The organism is Rhodanobacter sp. FW102-FHT14D06 (assembly GCF_043950705.1).
In the GTDB taxonomy this organism is placed as follows: Bacteria; Pseudomonadota; Gammaproteobacteria; order Xanthomonadales; family Rhodanobacteraceae; genus Rhodanobacter.
In genome coordinates, this window is record NZ_CP170722.1 from 1893732 (window position 1) to 1909399 (window position 15668).

Annotated in this window: 12 protein-coding genes; 6 read left to right on the forward strand and 6 right to left on the reverse strand. The window is 68.4% G+C overall.

What is annotated here, in order from left to right:
* Positions 1–70: 70 nt before the first annotated feature.
* Both ACFCQI_RS08560 and ACFCQI_RS08565 read right to left on the reverse strand, forming a co-directional pair.
* The gene (locus tag ACFCQI_RS08560; RefSeq protein WP_395121019.1) at positions 71–1459 is read right to left on the reverse strand and encodes a M20/M25/M40 family metallo-hydrolase; all 1389 of its coding nucleotides are present in this window, start codon (positions 1457–1459) and stop codon (positions 71–73) included.
* A gap of 158 nt (positions 1460–1617) precedes the next feature.
* Complete coding sequence (locus ACFCQI_RS08565; protein WP_395121020.1) at positions 1618–4152, reverse strand: pre-peptidase C-terminal domain-containing protein; 2535 nt, start codon at positions 4150–4152, stop codon at positions 1618–1620.
* Positions 4153–4851: 699 nt separating this feature from the next.
* Here ACFCQI_RS08565 and ACFCQI_RS08570 point away from each other — a divergent pair.
* Positions 4852–6087 (forward strand): TIGR03862 family flavoprotein, encoded by a 1236-nt coding sequence (locus ACFCQI_RS08570; RefSeq protein WP_395121021.1) that lies wholly within the window; start codon positions 4852–4854, stop codon positions 6085–6087.
* Positions 6088–6099: 12 nt separating this feature from the next.
* Here the strand turns inward: ACFCQI_RS08570 and ACFCQI_RS08575 are convergent, their stop codons facing one another.
* Together ACFCQI_RS08575 and dbpA are read right to left on the reverse strand one after the other, a co-directional pair.
* Positions 6100–6867: a glutaminyl-peptide cyclotransferase gene (locus ACFCQI_RS08575; protein ID WP_395121022.1), complete on the reverse strand. Its 768-nt coding sequence runs from the start codon at positions 6865–6867 to the stop codon at positions 6100–6102.
* A 16-nt stretch (positions 6868–6883) separates the two neighbouring features.
* Positions 6884–8263, reverse strand: a complete 1380-nt coding sequence (gene dbpA, locus ACFCQI_RS08580; protein WP_395121023.1) for an ATP-dependent RNA helicase DbpA — start codon at positions 8261–8263, stop codon at positions 6884–6886.
* A gap of 123 nt (positions 8264–8386) precedes the next feature.
* Here dbpA and folB point away from each other — a divergent pair, with 123 nt between their 5' ends.
* From folB to ACFCQI_RS08600, 4 genes are all read left to right on the forward strand, one after another.
* Positions 8387–8746, forward strand: coding sequence for a dihydroneopterin aldolase (gene folB, locus ACFCQI_RS08585; protein ID WP_395121318.1), 360 nt, complete (start codon positions 8387–8389; stop codon positions 8744–8746).
* A 147-nt stretch (positions 8747–8893) separates the two neighbouring features.
* The gene (locus ACFCQI_RS08590; RefSeq protein WP_395121024.1) at positions 8894–10150 is read left to right on the forward strand and encodes a mechanosensitive ion channel family protein; all 1257 of its coding nucleotides are present in this window, start codon (positions 8894–8896) and stop codon (positions 10148–10150) included.
* A 4-nt stretch (positions 10151–10154) separates the two neighbouring features.
* Positions 10155–10643, forward strand: coding sequence for a 2-amino-4-hydroxy-6-hydroxymethyldihydropteridine diphosphokinase (folK, locus tag ACFCQI_RS08595; protein ID WP_395121025.1), 489 nt, complete (start codon positions 10155–10157; stop codon positions 10641–10643).
* Between the two features lie 160 nt (positions 10644–10803).
* A complete protein-coding gene (locus ACFCQI_RS08600; protein WP_395121026.1) occupies positions 10804–11664 on the forward strand; it encodes a DUF6159 family protein in 861 nt (286 codons plus the stop codon).
* Positions 11665–11768: 104 nt separating this feature from the next.
* Here the strand turns inward: ACFCQI_RS08600 and ACFCQI_RS08605 are convergent, their stop codons facing one another.
* Complete coding sequence (locus ACFCQI_RS08605) at positions 11769–12515, reverse strand: pteridine reductase (RefSeq protein ID WP_395121027.1); 747 nt, start codon at positions 12513–12515, stop codon at positions 11769–11771.
* Positions 12516–12569: 54 nt separating this feature from the next.
* Positions 12570–13253, reverse strand: coding sequence for a hypothetical protein (locus ACFCQI_RS08610; RefSeq protein ID WP_395121029.1), 684 nt, complete (start codon positions 13251–13253; stop codon positions 12570–12572).
* Between the two features lie 171 nt (positions 13254–13424).
* Here ACFCQI_RS08610 and ACFCQI_RS08615 point away from each other — a divergent pair, with 171 nt between their 5' ends.
* The gene (locus ACFCQI_RS08615) at positions 13425–15602 is read left to right on the forward strand and encodes a TonB-dependent receptor (protein ID WP_395121030.1); all 2178 of its coding nucleotides are present in this window, start codon (positions 13425–13427) and stop codon (positions 15600–15602) included.
* The last annotated feature ends 66 nt before the right edge of the window (positions 15603–15668 follow it).

Here is a 15668-nt window from a genome sequence, read left to right on the forward strand (position 1 = left end):
GCGTTTGCGCGGAGGCGTGGCCATCGCCCGGAAGTTTAGCGTGCGTCGCGCGGGCGCAGCGCCAAGCCCGTCACTTGGCGGACGGCTCCGGCGCGGGCGAGCGTTCGAAGCTGCCGGCGAAGCCGGGGAACACCACCGGGCTTTCGTAGCCGTCGGCCGAGACGGCCGACACCCCGAAGAACCAGTCGTCGATCACCACGTCGGCCAGCACGGCCTGGTCGACATCGCCGACCGCGCGCACGTACTGCCATTGCGACGCGGTGGTATCGCGCCAGTGCACGCGGTAGCCGGCGGCACCGGGCACCTTGTGCCAGCTCACCGTGGTGTCGGTGGCCAGCGCGCCCCTGGTTTCGACCTGCGTCGGCGGCGCCGGTGCGCGGCTCAGGCTGGCCATGGTGATCGCGTTGAGCGCGGTGACCCGCGCCAGGTAGCGGAAGTCGATGCCGTCGATGCTGTCGCCGTAGTCGATGCCGCCTTCCTTGCGCAGGTCCTGGTGCTGGCGGGTGTAGTTCTCGTGCGCCTCGCTCACCCGCACGGCCGGATAGCCGGCCTGCAGGAACGGCACCTGGTCGCCGCCGCGGCCGAAGCGGTCGGTGCGGTAGATCATGCGCACGTCGAAGTCGGGCAGGTACTGCTCGGCGAGGCGGTCGATGTAGCGCGCCAGGTTGCGCGAGGGTGAATCGACCTCGCCGCCGTGGTAGCGGCGGTAGTCCGCCTGCGCCGGGCTTTCGTTGGTCTTGGTGCCTTCGGAGAATACGCGCACGGTGGTGTTGTCGATCACGCCGTTCTGGCCGTGGCTGTTGCCGACGATGTCGTTGTTGAGCTCGGCCTCGACCTTCCAGCCGTGCGCCACCGCGTAGTCGGCCAGCACCTTGCCGCCGTACAGGCCCTGCTCCTCGCCGGACAGCGCGGCGAACACCAGGGTGGCGCGGTTGTCCTGTGTCGACAGCAGCCGCGCGGCCTCGATCAGCGCGGCCACGCCGGAGGCGTCGTCGTTGGCGCCGGGGGCATCGCTGGTGGTGTTCATCACGTCGGTGACGCGCGAGTCCAGGTGGCCGGTGATCACGATGACGCGATCCGGGTCGGTGCTGCCGCGCTTGATCGCCACCACGTCCATTACCTCGGTCGGCCTGGGTGCGCGCTTGCCGGTGAACATCTGCGAGGGCGTGACGACCTCGATGCAGCCGCCGCAGTCCTTCGAGATCGCCTCGAAGCGCGACTTCACCCAGCGTCTCGCGGCACCGATGCCGCGGGTGTCGGACTTGGTGTCGGACAGGGTGTGGCGGGTGCCGAAGCCGACCAGGCGGGTGATCGTCATGCGCAGTTCGACCTGGCTCGGGGCATCGGCCAGCGCGTGCAGCGACGGTTGTTCGCGCGGTACCGCGGGCAGGCTGGTTGCCGCGACAGCGGGTACGCAGGCCATTGCGAACAGGGCACACGGCAGGATCAGGCGGCGCATCGGCGGGTTCCTCGGCGGGGAAAACTCCGACCATACAACCTCTGCGCCGATGCGCGCCGCAAAAAAAAGGCCCGTCCGTTGCCGGGCGGGCCCGAAGCGTCATCCGGTGCTTCCGTTGTGCGCTGCGCGTCCCTGCGCAACGGGTTGCCGTCGACCGCTTACGGCGTGTAGCTGCCGGTCAGCGTGACGCCGCTGTAGCTGCGGTAGGCGCGCACCATGATGTAGTAGGTGCCCGGGGTCGGTGCCGACGCAGTGCAGCTCTCGCTGTTGCCCGAAATGTAGGGGCGGCAGTCGTAGCTGCTGGTAGTCGGCGTGGAACCGAGCTTGACGTACAGGTCGGCGTCGCCGGTGCCGCCGGCGATCTTGATGTTGAGGTTGCTGGCCCCGCTCGGCACGACCATCGTGTAGTACACGGCGTTGCCCGTGCTCGCGCTGAGACCGGATACCGGCACGCCGTTCTGCAGCACGTTGCCGCCACCGCCACCGCCGCTGCTGGTGCTCCAGGTCGCCTTGACGCTGACGCCGGAGAACGCGGTGTAGCCGTTCAGCATGACGTAGTAGGTGCCGGCCTGCGGCGAGGCCACGGTGCAGCTCTCGTTGTTGCCGGTGATGTACGGACGGCAGTCGTAGCTGGACAGGGTCGGGGCGGAGCCGAACTTCGTGTACAGGTCCGCGTCGCCGGTGCCGCCGGACTCGGAGATCACCAGGTTGCTGGCGCCGGCCGGGATCACCACGGTGTAGAACAGCTGCGCACCCTGGGCGCCGGACTGGCCGGTGAGCGCCACGCCGTTCTGCAACTGGTTGCCGCCACCGCCGCTGGAGCTGACCGTCACCGATTGCGTCTTGGTGTTGGTCGCGCCGTCGTTGTCGGTCACCGTCAGCGACACGCTGTAGGTGCCGGCCGCCGCATAGGTGTGGCCGGGATTGGTCGCGGTGGAGGTGGCGCCGTCGCCGAAGTTCCACGAGCGCGAGGCGATCGAGCCGTCGCTGTCGGTGGAGCTGTCGGTGAAGTTCACGGTCAGGCCGCTGATCGAATCGCTGAAGTTGGCGACCGGCGGCACGTTGGCCGGCGGCGAACTGCCGCCGATGTCGCTGGCCGCGCCGCTGATGATCAGTTCGCCGCGACCGGTGGCCAGGTCATAGCCGGCGCTCGCCGTCTCGCCGCCGTTGTTGCCCGAGGTGATGTCGTGGAAGTCGGACGCGGGCAGCTGGTACAGCAGCGGTGCGGCAAAGCCGACGCCGGAACCCTTGATCGCGATGATCCGCGCCCACGCGCCGGCAAACAGCGGTGCCGACAGGCTGGTGCCGCCGTACTGCTGGGTGGCGCCGCTGACGATGATCTTCGCGCCCGAGTTCGGGTCGGCATCGTAGGCGATGTCCGGCAGGCCGCGCGTGCTGCCCGGGGCCACGCCGTTCTGCCAGCTCGGCTGCGGCTCGAAGGTGCTGGAGCTGCCGCCGCCGCTGGTCCACACGGTGGCGCTGTTCCAGGTGGTGGTCGATGCGTTCAGCGTGGTGCCGCCCACCGCCACCACGTATTGCGAGGCGGCCGGCCAGCTCGGCGTGACGCCGCCGTCGCCGCACTCGTCCGCGCCGGAGTCGCCGGTGGAGATCGAGAAGGTCTGCCCCTGCGCCACGGCCTGCTGGAAGATCTGGTCCTGCGCCGCGGCCGAGCCGTCGCTCTGCGCGCTGGTTTCGCACTCACCCAGCGAGACGTTGATGATCTTGGTCGCGTTGGCGTTGACGATGGTGTTGAAGTCCGCCGTCAGGTTGCTGTTGGACAGCGTGGGGATGTTGTAGAAGATCAGGCTGCCGACATGGCCGCCGGCCATGCCGACGATGTCCTGGCTGTCCAGGCTCCACTCGCCCAGGCCGCTGGTGTCGCTGCTGGTGCCGTTGGTGTTGACCGTCTGCGTGGTCACCGTCGGCAGGCCGTTCTGCGAGGTGAACGTGTTGAGGTCGGTAATCGTCTGGGTGATCTTGCCCTGGGTGACGATGCCCACCGGCACGCCGGCCGCCGTGGTCACGCCGCTGCCGCCGTAGATCGAGGCAAACTCGACCGGGTTGTGGCCGGTCACTGCCTGCGTGGTGTAACCCGATTGCATCGGCTTGGCGAAGGTGTGCGCCTGGTGCACGCTCTGCAGGCCGATCACCGACAGCACCACGTCCTGCAGCGAGGCAGGGATGTGCACGTCGTCGTTGTGCATGTACGCCATGCGGCCATCCTTGGTGCGCACCTGGGCAAACGTGGTCTTGAACGCGGCGCCGGCGGTATCGGCGCGGCCATCGGCCGACACCAGCATCCGGTTTGGCGAGATCTGCACGTTGGTGAAGCCGGCTGCGCGCAGCCAGGCCGCCACCCTGTTCGCCTGCGTGGCGGTGGGCGAATAGCTGGTGACGAACTGCGGCGTCGTCATCGAGCGTTGCACCATCGACAGCGGCGAGCTCTTGGCGGTGGCGATGAAGCTGTGCAGCTGGGCCGGGTTGCGCAGTTTCAGCGCCACCTCGATGTGCATCGGCTGTGCGCTGGACAGCGCGCCGCTGACCACGTCGCCCTGACGCAGCACGGTGGCGTGCTGGTTCAGCGCGACGAAAGTGGTGCCGCTGGTGATGCTGGCTGGCGTGGCGCCCAGCGCACCGGCTGCCGCGAAACTGATCGCGGCGGCCAGCAACTTGAGACGATGATGACTTGGCATGGTGACTCCCGAAGTTTTTTGAGGCAAAGCGCTGCCCTGAGACTGCCCGCGCCTCATTGGTTGATTTGCCGCGCGTGCACGGCATCCGTGATTTTTTGAAGCGGACCGACGATCCCGTACCCGCTTCGGTCGGCCCTCCCCTGGTGAGTCCTTGAGGGCCAGCTGCGGGCATGTCGCATGCCATTGACTGCAGGCCATGCGTCATTGCATGGCTGCTTGACAGGATCATTCGCCAAACTCCCCGTTGGCGAACCGCACGACGGTATGGCGCTGCGATTAATCCGGTCAATAGGACTTTTTCCGGCTCGCAGTGATTTTCGTCACAACGGTTCGAGCGTCATCGGGCGGTCCCGGATGGCGTAATTATTTGCGGTATGTTGCGCTGCGTCCGCTTGCTCGGGAGCCCGGCTGAAACGGCGCCATGAAAGGCATGGGCGGCAGCGCTGGTGATGAAGGATTCCATCAGGCAAGGTCTCCCTTCCTGGATTATTCAGCGATTTCACGTGGCCCGCGAACATAATCGCATTGTCGAATGAAATTACGTTTTCCGCAGCGCCGCGCGGCGAAAGAACTTGCCGAATGGAGTGTTGCCCGGAAGTGCGCCCTGCGACCCCGAACAGCATGCCGCGGTCAGTTTCGATTCAGACTGCACCGACGCGCCGGCATGCGTCGTTTGGTGACGCGTGCGACCATGGCCGGATGTCTATCCCCGCAACGCCCCGACTCGCCGTCATCGGCGGTGGCCCCGCCGGCCTGATGGCGGCGGAGACCGCGCGCGCCGCGGGCGTCGAGGTGGACCTGTACGACGCGATGGGCTCGGTCGGGCGCAAGTTTCTCCTGGCCGGCAAGGGCGGCCTCAACCTCACCCACGGCGAGGCGCCGGATCGGTTCGTGGCCCGCTATGGCGCGCGCCAGGCGGAGGTCGGCCGCTGGCTGGCCGAGTTCGATGCGCCGGCATTGCGCGCGTGGGCGGCCGAGCTTGGCGTGGAGACCTTCGTCGGCAGTTCCGGTCGCGTGTTTCCGCAGGATCTGAAGGCGGCGCCGCTGCTGCGTCGCTGGGTTCGCCGCGTGCGCGACGCGGGCGTGGGTTTCCACATGCATCATCGCTGGCTCGGCTGGCAGGCGGATGGCGCGCTGCGTTTCGCCACGCCGCAAGGTGAGCGGATGATCCACGCCGGCGCGACGATCCTCGCGCTCGGTGGCGCCAGCTGGCCGCAACTGGGCTCCGACGGCGGCTGGGTGGCGCCGCTGCAACGCGCCGGCATCGACATCGCGCCGCTGCAGAGCGCGAACTGCGGTTTCGAGCTCGACTGGAGCGACCACCTGCGCAGTCGCTTCGCCGGCGCTCCGCTGAAACCGGTGGTGGCGCACTGGGTGGACCGCGACGGCACGGCCCGTTCGCGTCAGGGCGAATTCGTGCTCAGCGAATACGGCATCGAGGGCAGCCTGGTCTACGCGATCGGCGCCGAGCTGCGCGAGCAGATCGCCGCGCGCGGCGAGGCCGGCTTGATGCTGGACCTGGTGCCTGGCTACGCGCAGGCGGTGCTGGCCGAACGCCTCGCCGCACCGCGCGGCAAGCACAGCATCGGCGACTGGCTGCGCCGCCGCGCCGGGCTGGACGCGGCGAAGTGCGCGCTGGTGTTCGAGCTTGCCGACAAGGCCACGCTGGCCGATCCGCTCGCGCTGGCCGCGCAGCTGAAGGCCTTGCCGTTGCGGTTGCGCGGGCCGCGGCCGATCGCCGAGGCGATCAGCACCGCCGGCGGCGTGCGGCTCGAAGCGCTCGATGCCGGCCTGATGCTGCGCGCCCGCCCGGGCACGTTCTGCGCCGGCGAAATGCTGGACTGGGAGGCACCCACCGGCGGCTATCTGCTCACCGCCTGCTTCGCCGGCGGCCTGCTCGCCGGCCGCGCTGCCGCGCGCTGGCTGGGCCGCTGAGATCCCGCCGGCTCAACGCGCGGGCCGTATCACCAACTCGATCTCGAACAGCTTCGGCCAGTGCTTGCCGGTGACGAACAGGCGCTTGCCGCGTGCGTCCCAGGCGATGCCGTTGAGTACGTCGTTCATCGGCACCGGCAAGCTGTTCACGTCGAACAGGCCGGTCAGGTCGATCCAGCCGACGACATGGCCGCTGGCCGGATCGATGCGCGCGATGCGGTTGGTCAGCCAGATGTTGGCGTAGATCTCGCCGTCCACCCATTCCAGCTCATTGAGGTTGGTCACCGGCGCGCCGTCGGCGGTGACGGTGATGCTGCCCACGCGGGCCAGCGTGGCCGGGTCGAGGATGCGCAGCACCGACGACCCGTCGCTCATGTAGATGCGGCGCTCGTCGCGGGTCAGCGCCCAGCCTTCGCCGGGATAGCTGAAGCTGCGGCGCAGCTTGAAGTCGTCCAGGCCGTAGACGAAACCGGTCCCGGCCTGCCAGGTAAGCTGGATCAGCTCGCCGTTCCACGCGACGATGCCTTCGCCGAAATACTGCGCGGGCAAGTCCAGTCGCTGCAGCACCTTGCCGGTTTCCAGCTGCACCTTGCGCACGCTTGAGGCACCTTTCTCGCCGGTGCTCTCGTACAGAAAGCCGTCCTTGTAGAACAGCCCCTCGGTGTAGGCCGAGGTGTCGTGCGGATAGGCACGCACCACGCGGTAGCCATAGGTCGGGATCGCCGCACCGCAGGCGGTAGTGGCAAGCAGCAGGGCAAGCAGGGTGAGCAGGCGTCGCATGCGGGCCTCCGTGGGGTCAGTTCAGCGCGCGCACGCGGAAGTTGCGGCCCTTGATCTTGCCGGCGCGCAGGCGCTCCAGCGCCTTGTTGGCCAGCGCTCGGCTGATCGCCACGTAGGCGCGGGTGGCGAACACGTCGATCTTGCCGATGTCCCTGGCGATGAGGCCCGCGTCGCCGGTGAGCGCGCCCAGGATGTCGCCGGGGCGCAGCTTGTCCTGGCGGCCGGCGTCGATCACCAGGGTCTTCATCGGCGCCAGGTGCAGGGCCTTGCCGCGTGGCGGCGCGATCTTCAGCGGGCGCCACGGCAGCGGCGTCCCGTTCAGCGCCTCGATGTTCGCCGCCTTCGGCCGCTCGCGCGGCGTGCACAAGGTGATCGCCAGGCCCGATTCGCCCGCGCGGCCGGTGCGACCGATGCGATGGGTATGGGTTTCCGGGTCGTGCGCGACGTCGTAGCTGACCACCAGCGGCAGCGCCACGATGTCCAGCCCGCGCGCGGCCACGTCGGTGGCCACCAGCACGGCGCAGCTGTGGTTGGCGAAGCGCACCAGCACCTCGTCGCGGTCGCGCTGTTCCATGTCGCCGTGCAGGGCCAGCGCGGAGTAGCCGCGGCGGTCGAGTTCCTGCGCCACCGCGTCGACGTCGCGGCGCATGTTGCAGAACACCAGTGCCTGCCCGCCCCGCTCGCCCGCAAGCAACTGCGCCAGCGCATCGGGCTTCTGCGCCGGCTCCACTTCGTGGAAGCGCTGCTCGATCGCGGGCCTCGCGTCGGCTGGCGCATCCACCGTCACTTCAACCGGATCGTTCTGCACGCGCTGGCTCACCGCGCGGATCTCGTCCGGGTACGTGGCCGAAAACAGCAGGGTCTGATGGTGTTTCGCGATGCGCGAGATGATGTCGTCGATCGCCTCGGCAAAACCCATGTCGAGCATGCGGTCGGCCTCGTCCAGCACCAGCACCTTGATGCCGCCGCCGTGCAGGCTCTGCCGCTTCAGGTGTTCCTGCACGCGGCCAGGCGTGCCCACCACGATGTGCGGGTCGTGCGTCAGCGAGGCGAGTTGCGGACCCAGCGGCATGCCGCCGCACAGGGTCAGCAGCTTCACGTTGGGGATGTTCGCGGCCAGCTTGCGGATCGCCTTGCTGACCTGGTCGGCCAGTTCGCGGGTGGGGCAGAGCACCAGCGCCTGCAGCCGGATCGTGTCCACGTCCAGTGCCTGCAGCAGGCTCAAGCCGAATGCCGCCGTCTTGCCGCTGCCGGTCTGCGCCTGCGCGATCACGTCGCAACCTTCGAGCATCGGCGGCAGGCTCTGCGCCTGCACCGGGGTCATGTCGGTGTAGCCAAGCGCGTCGACGCTGGCGAGCAGGGCGGGTTTGAGCGGGAGGGTGCTGAAGGCGGTCATGGGCGCATGATCGCATCTTGGGCGGGGGGTTCGCTGGGCGTGTGCCGTGGGGCACGCCGCCCGGGCTTGCATCCGCAAGCCGCGTACCCGACCCTGTACGGCCCCGCCACAGCAGTCACCGCCATGGATACCGTGTTCATCGAAGACCTGCGCATCGACGCCGTCATCGGCATCTACGACTGGGAGCGCCGCGTGCGGCAGACGCTGTCGTTCGACATCGAGATGGCTTTCGACAACACGGTGCCCGCGGCCAGCGACGACATTGCGCTGACGCTCAACTACAAGGACGTGTCCAAGCGGCTGATCGGTTACGTCGGCGCATCGAGCTTCGGCCTGGTCGAGACGCTGGCCGAGCGCTGCGCGGCGATCATCCGCGAGGAGTTCGGCGTGCGTTGGGTGCGCCTGAAACTGTCCAAGCCCGGTGCGGTGCGCGGCGCGAAGGCGGTGGGTGTGTGCATCGAGCGCGGCACGCGGTCGCCATAGCGCCTGCGTCGAAAGGCCCGCCGGGGTTGTTGCGGTGCCGCCTGGCCGCCATGCTTGTCAGGATTGGCCACGTGCCTTCCGCGGTCCATGCCGCCCCGTCCTGCCCGCTGACCATGGCGCGGGCTCCGAGCCGACAGGAACGAATTGATGCAGACCTTGCAGAACTTTCTCGACCTTCCCTGGATGCGCACCGCGCTGGGCGTCATCGCGCTGCTGGCGCTGGCCTGGCTTGCCGGTCAACTGGCGCAGCGACTGCTGCTGCGCGTGGTGCGCGGCATCGCCCGGCGCACGACCTGGAAATGGGATGACGCCCTGTTCCGGCGCCACACCTTCCAGTGGCTGGCGCGGATGGTGCCGGCACTGGCGATCCAGTACGGCATCATGCTGGTGCCGGGCGTATCGCCTCGTATCGAGGTGCTGGTCGGCAACCTGATGACGGCGTTGCTGGTGTTCTTCGTGGTGATGGCGATCAGTGCCGCGCTGTCGGCGCTGGAGGATCTCTACCGGGAGACCCCGCGCGGGCAGCAGCGATCGATCAAGGGCCTGGTGCAACTGGTGAAGCTCGGCCTGTTCGTCGTTGCCGGATTGATCATCATCGCGGCGGTCACCGGCAAGCACATTGGCCTGCTGCTGTCCGGGCTGGGCGCGATGTCGGCGGTGCTGATGCTGATCTTCAAGGACACCATCCTGGGCTTCGTGGCCGGCGTGCAGTTGTCGTCGAACGACATGCTGCGGGTCGGCGACTGGATCGAGATGCCGCAGCTCAATGCCGATGGCGACGTGATCGACATAGCGCTGCACACGGTCAAGGTGCGCAACTGGGACAAGACCATCACCAGCATCCCCAGCTGGCGCCTGATCAGCGACTCGTACAAGAACTGGCGCGGCATGCAGGAGACGGGCGGGCGGCGGATCAAGCGTGCGCTGTATATCGATGCGGCCAGCGTGCGCTTTCTCGATGCGGACACGCTGGGGCGGCTGGCCGAGTTGCGCCTGCTGGCCGACTACCTGCCCTCCAGGCAGCAGGAAGTGGCGCGGTGGAACGCAGCACTCGGCGAGGCCGGCGAAGTGGCCGGCAATCGTCGCCGGCTCACCAACCTGGGCACCTTCCGCGCCTATGCGCAGGCCTACCTCGACACTCATCCGGAAATCCACCACGGGCTGTTCTGCCTGGTGCGCCAGCTCGCCAGCGGCCCGCAGGGCATTCCGCTGGAGCTGTATTGCTTCACCGCCGGCGTGGCCTGGGCGGACTACGAGAACACCCAGAGCGATATCTTCGACCACCTGTTTGCGCTCCTGCCCGAGTTCGGCCTGGCGCTGTACCAGCAGCCGTCGGGGCAGGACGTGCGCGCCGCGCTGGCGTACCGGCAAGAACAGTCGCTACGCCTGGCGGCGGGTGGTTGAGACGATGGCGCGTGTCTACCTGAGTCTGGGGTCCAACCTCGAACCGCGGAAACATCTCGTCGCGGCCATCGACGCCTTGCGCGAACGCTTCGGCGAAATCACGGTGTCGCCGGCGTACCGCAGCGCGTCGGTGGGTTTCGAGGGCGCCGAGTTCGTGAACCTCGCGGTGGCGCTGGATACCGACCTGACCCCGCAGGCGCTGAACGACTGGCTGCACGCGCTGGAAGATCGCCACGGTCGGCGCCGCGACGTGCCGCGTTATTCGGACCGCACGCTGGACATCGACATCGTGTTCTACGACGCGCTGGTCATCGACGGCCCCGGCCATCTGCAGATTCCGCGCAACGAGTTGCGGCACGCCTTCGTGCTGCGTCCGATCGCCGATATCGCACCGGATTTTCGCCACCCGGTCAGCGGCTTGAGCATGGCCGAGTTGTGGGCGGCGTTTCCGCGACAGCGCGAACCCTTGCAGGTGGAATCGCTGGCGGATTGAACAGGTACACTGCAGCGCACGCGGTGTGGGTGCTGGCGGGGCGCATCACCGGCGCAGGGCGGGCACGGCCCGCCGGCTTTTTTCCCGGTGACGGCAAACAGCGGCGGACGGTGCGTGCCCTGCAAGACAAGTCGGATCCAGACACGAAGGGGAAACAATCATGGCCGGAAAATTCGCGCGCAGCTGGGTGTTGATGAAGGCGAGCGCGGCGGTGCTGCGCTCGGACAAGTCGCTGCTGGTATTCCCGCTGCTGTCGGGGTTGTGCACGCTGCTGGTGGCGGCCAGTTTCCTGGTGCCGGTCGCGGTCATGGCGATCGGCGGCGAGCATGCGGGGCAGGAGATCCAGGAGCGCCTGTCGGTGGGTGCCTACCTGCTGATGTTCGCGTTCTACCTGGTGCAGTACTTCGTGATCATCTTCTTCCAGACCGCGCTGACCGGCGTGGCGCTGATGCATCTGCGCGGCGAGCCGACCAGCGTGGGAGCGGGCTTCGCGCTGGCGCGCGCCAGGTTGCCGCAGATCCTCGGCTATGCCTTGATCGCCGCCACCGTCGGCCTGCTCCTGCGCATGGTGCAGGAGCGCCTGGGCCTGATCGGCCGCTTCGTGGTCGGCCTGATCGGCCTGGCCTGGACGGTGGCCACCTTCCTGGTGGTGCCGGTGCTGGCGAGCAGGGACATCGGCCCGATCGACGCGGTCAAGCACAGCGTGGAACTGCTCAAGCGCAGCTGGGGCGAGAACCTGATCGGCCAAGGCGGCATCGGCGTGGTGTTCGGCCTGCTGATGTTGGTGGCGGTGCTGGTCGGCGCGCTGCTGGTCGGCGGCGCCATCGCCATGCATTCGATCGTGGCGGTGGTGGCGGCAGTGGTGATTGTGGTGCTCGGCTTCATCCTGCTCGGGCTGATCCAGTCCGCGCTGCAGGGCATCTACGCGGCCGCGCTCTATCGCTATGCCGAGGCGGGCGAGGCCAGCGCGGGCTTCGACCAGGCCCTGTTGCAGCAGGCCTTCGCGCCGAAGAAGAAATGACGCTGCCGATTCACTCCGCCGGCACCTCGCAGGAGCCCGCTCGCGGGCGATGCTTTTGATCGGGATTCGGGATTCCAGGGTCGGAAAAGTATCGCCCGCGGTTCCTACACCGACAGCGTGCGCCCGCCGTCCACCCGGATGATCTGGCCGGTGACGAACGGCGCGTCGCGCAGCAGCCACAGCACGGTGCCGGCCACGTCGTCGGGCGTGCCGGCGCGCTGCAGGGGCGTGCGCGCGAGCATCGCCTGCTGGTCGGCGTAGGGCTTGCCGTCGCTGGGCCACATCACCGCGCCGGGGGCCACGCCGTTGACCCGCACCGCGGGCGCGAGGTCGAGCGCCAGCGAGCGGGTCATTGCCGCCAGTGCAGCCTTGGCCATGCAGTACAGCGGGTGGTCGGCGAGCGGGCGTTCGGCATAGATGTCGACCAGGTTGACGATGCTGCCGTGCGCGTCGCGCAGCGCCGGCAGCGCGGCCTGGCTCAGGAAGAACGGCGCCTGCGCATTGGAGGCGAACAGCGTGTTCCACTGCGCCGGCGTGACGCTGCCCATCGGCGTCGGAAAGAACGCGGAGGCGTTGTTGACCAGCGCGTCGAATCGGCCGTAATGCGCCACGACGCTCTCGACGGATGCCGGGAGCGCGGCCAGGTCGGCGAGGTCGGCCTGCACCAGCAGCACGCTGTCGGCGCGTGATGTCCGCAGCTCGTCGGCCAGCGCGTGTGCCTCGTCCGCCGAATGGCGATAGTGCAGCGCCAGGTCGTAGCCGGCCGTGTGCAGGGTGCGCGCGATCACCGCGCCGACGCGGCGCGCGGCGCCGGTGATCAGCGCGACGGGGCGATCAGGGCGTGGCGTCATCGCGGGCATCCGGCAGCAGGTTGGGGACCAGCTTGCCGCAAAGCGGCGCGGGCGTCATCCGCGCGGCGATTTGCGCGACAGCGTGGCGGCATCGTCGCGCGGGTCTTCATCGTCGCGCGCATCCCCGTCGAGCTGCTCCATCACGATGTCGCTTTCGAACAGCGCGATCGCGGTGCCGGCCACCTGCCGGGTGTCGTAGTACGCGTAGGCGCCCACGCCGAGCGCGCCGATCGCCGGCAGCCAGCGCGAGGCGCCCTTGCCCAGCGTGCGCCGGGTCAGCTTGATGCCGATCTGCCGGGCGATGCGCTCGATCACGCCGTGCGACATGCGCCGGAACACCAGTCGATCGCCCATGCGCACCACCAGGTCGCGGAATGCCTGCGCCGCGGTGTGGCGGAACAGGCACCACAGCATCTGTTCGCGCCCCAGCGTGGCGTGGCGACCGTAGGCGGCGGCGATGTCGCTGACCATCTGCGCCTGGATCTTCCAGATCGCGATCAGTTCCGGCAGCAGGGTCAGCCAGCCCAGCGGCCCCGGCGGCAAGGCCAGCGAGCCGGCGGTGACTGCGGCGCGTCGGGCGGCGCGGTCGGCCAGCCGGCGGGCCTCGGTGGCTGGTTGCGGACTGTTGCCGACGGTGCTGTCGGGCACCTCGCTGACGAAATCCAGGATCGCGCCGGTGATCCGGCCGTGGGCGGTCGGCACGACGACGGCGGGTACCTGCTTGCCGGGTGGGGTCATGCGTGGCTCCGATGGCGGACGCCGGACGCGCCCCGCGCCTTCGCAGTCTAGAGGTCGCGCGTGAAGCGCGGGCCAACCGTGCTGTGACCGGCGTGACTTTCGGCCCGGGTGCCTCTTCGGCAGATACAGGAATGTTATAACATTACAAAAACTCCCCACCTCCGGTCCTCGATGAAAGCCTCCCCGATTGCCCTGGCCCTCGCTGCCGCCCTGCTGGCGAGCGGTATCCACGCCGCCGAGCCCACCCCGACCAGCACCGGCGCGCCGGTCGCCGACGACGCCACCGTGGCCGCCGAAGGCAGCGGCGGCCAGCCCCCGCTGCCGGTGCGGGAACTGGGTGAAGTGTCGGTTTCCGCCGCGCTGGACCAGGCGCGCAATGCGCTGTCGCCGGATACCGGCTCCAGCCAGTACGTGATCGACCACAAGGCCATCGTGCAACTGCCGCTGGGCGCGTCCACGCCGATGAACCAGGTGCTGCTGCAGGCGCCGGGCGTGGTGCAGGATTCCTACGGCGGCCTGCACGTGCGCGGCGACCATGCGAACCTGCAGTACCGCATCAACGGCGTGATCATCCCCGAGTCGATCGGCGGCTTCGGCCAGAGCCTCGACGCGCACATGATCGACACCGTGACGCTGCTCGATGGCGCGCTGCCGGCGCAGTACGGATTGCGCACTGCGGCGGTGGTCGATATCACCACCCGCAACGGCCACGACCTGGGCAACGGCGGCAGCGTCGGCATCACCGGCGGCAGCAACGCCACGCTGAACCCGAACGCGTCGGTGTGGGGCAGCAAGGATCGCTGGAGCTGGTTTTTCACCGGCAACTACCTGGAGAGCGACGCCGGGATCGAGAACCCCACGTCGAGCAGGAAGCCGATCCACGACCACACCGATCAGGTGAAGGGCTTCGGCGACGTCAGCTATCTGATCGACAACGACACCCGCCTGAGCTTGCTGTTCGGCGTCGCCAACAACCGCTACCAGATTCCCAACAACCCGGGGCAGATACCGGCCTTCGGCTATCTCGACACGGTCGATTTCAATTCCGCCGACCTCGACCAGCGCCAGCGCGAGACCACCCGTTTCGGCGTGCTGGCACTGCAGGGCAGGCTGGGTGCGACCGGCTACCAGCTTTCGCTGGGCCAGCGTTACAGCCGCCTCGCCTACACGCCGGACCGGATCGGCGAGCTGATGTTCAACGGCGTCGCCTCCAATGTCACCCGCAGCAACCGCGCCAGCACCTTGCAGGCGGATTTCTCCACGCCGCTGGGTGGGCGCCATACCCTGCGCTACGGCATCTGGGGCAGCTTCGAGCGTGCCGTCAGCGGCAACGACGCGTGGGTGTTCCCGGCCGATGCCGATGGCGAACAGGCCGGCACCACGCCGATCAACATCCTCGACGGCAGCCGCCTCGTCGCGAAAACCTGGTCGGCCTACGTGCAGGACGAATGGAGCCTCGCCGAGAACTGGACGCTGAACGTCGGCCTGCGCGGCGACCGCTACCAACTGGTGCGCAGCGAGAGCCAGCTGAGCCCGCGCCTGGGCCTGGTCTGGCAGGCCAGCGACGGCACCACCGTGCACGCCGGCTACTCGCGCTACTTCACCCCGCCGGCGACCGAGATGATCGCGAGCTTCAACATCGCGAAGTTCGACGGCACCACCAACGCGGTGGCGGACAGCGGCAACAACACACCGCTGGCCGAGCGTTCGGACTATTTCGACGTGGGCGTCCAGCAACGCCTCGGCGATGCCTGGACGCTGGGCGTGGATGCGTATTACCGCAAGGTGCGGCGCCTGCAGGACGAGGGCCAGTTCGGCTCCGCGCTGGTCTACTCCACCTTCAACTACGCCGAAGGACGGGTGAAGGGCGTGGAGTTCACCGCCAACTACGAGCAGGGGCCGCTGTCGGCATACTTCAATGCGTCGCTCGGCAAGGCCATCGGCAAACGCATCATCAGCAGCCAGTACAACTTCGCGCCGGACGACCTGGCCTGGGTCAACCAGCATTGGATCTTCCTCGACCACGACCAGAAACTCACCTCGTCCGGCGGCGTCAGCTACGCGCTGGATGACGCCACCCGCCTCGGCGCCAGCTACCTGTACGGCAGCGGCCTGCGCAAGGACGGCGCGGTGCCGAACGGCGCCTCGTTGCCGGCATACTTCCAGCTCAACCTCAACGTCGCGCATGATTTCGTGATCGACGACTTCGGCCCGTTGCACGTGCAGCTGGCGCTGATCAACGCGCTGGATCGCACCTACGAGCTGCGCGACGGCAGCGGCATCGGTGTCGGCGCACCGCAGTTCGGCCCGCGCCGCGGCGTGTACCTGAGCCTGCAGAAGGATTTCTGAGGGGCGGGGAACAGGGAATCGGGAACAGGGAATCGGAACGGCAAAAGCGGAGCCGGGCTGGCGGTT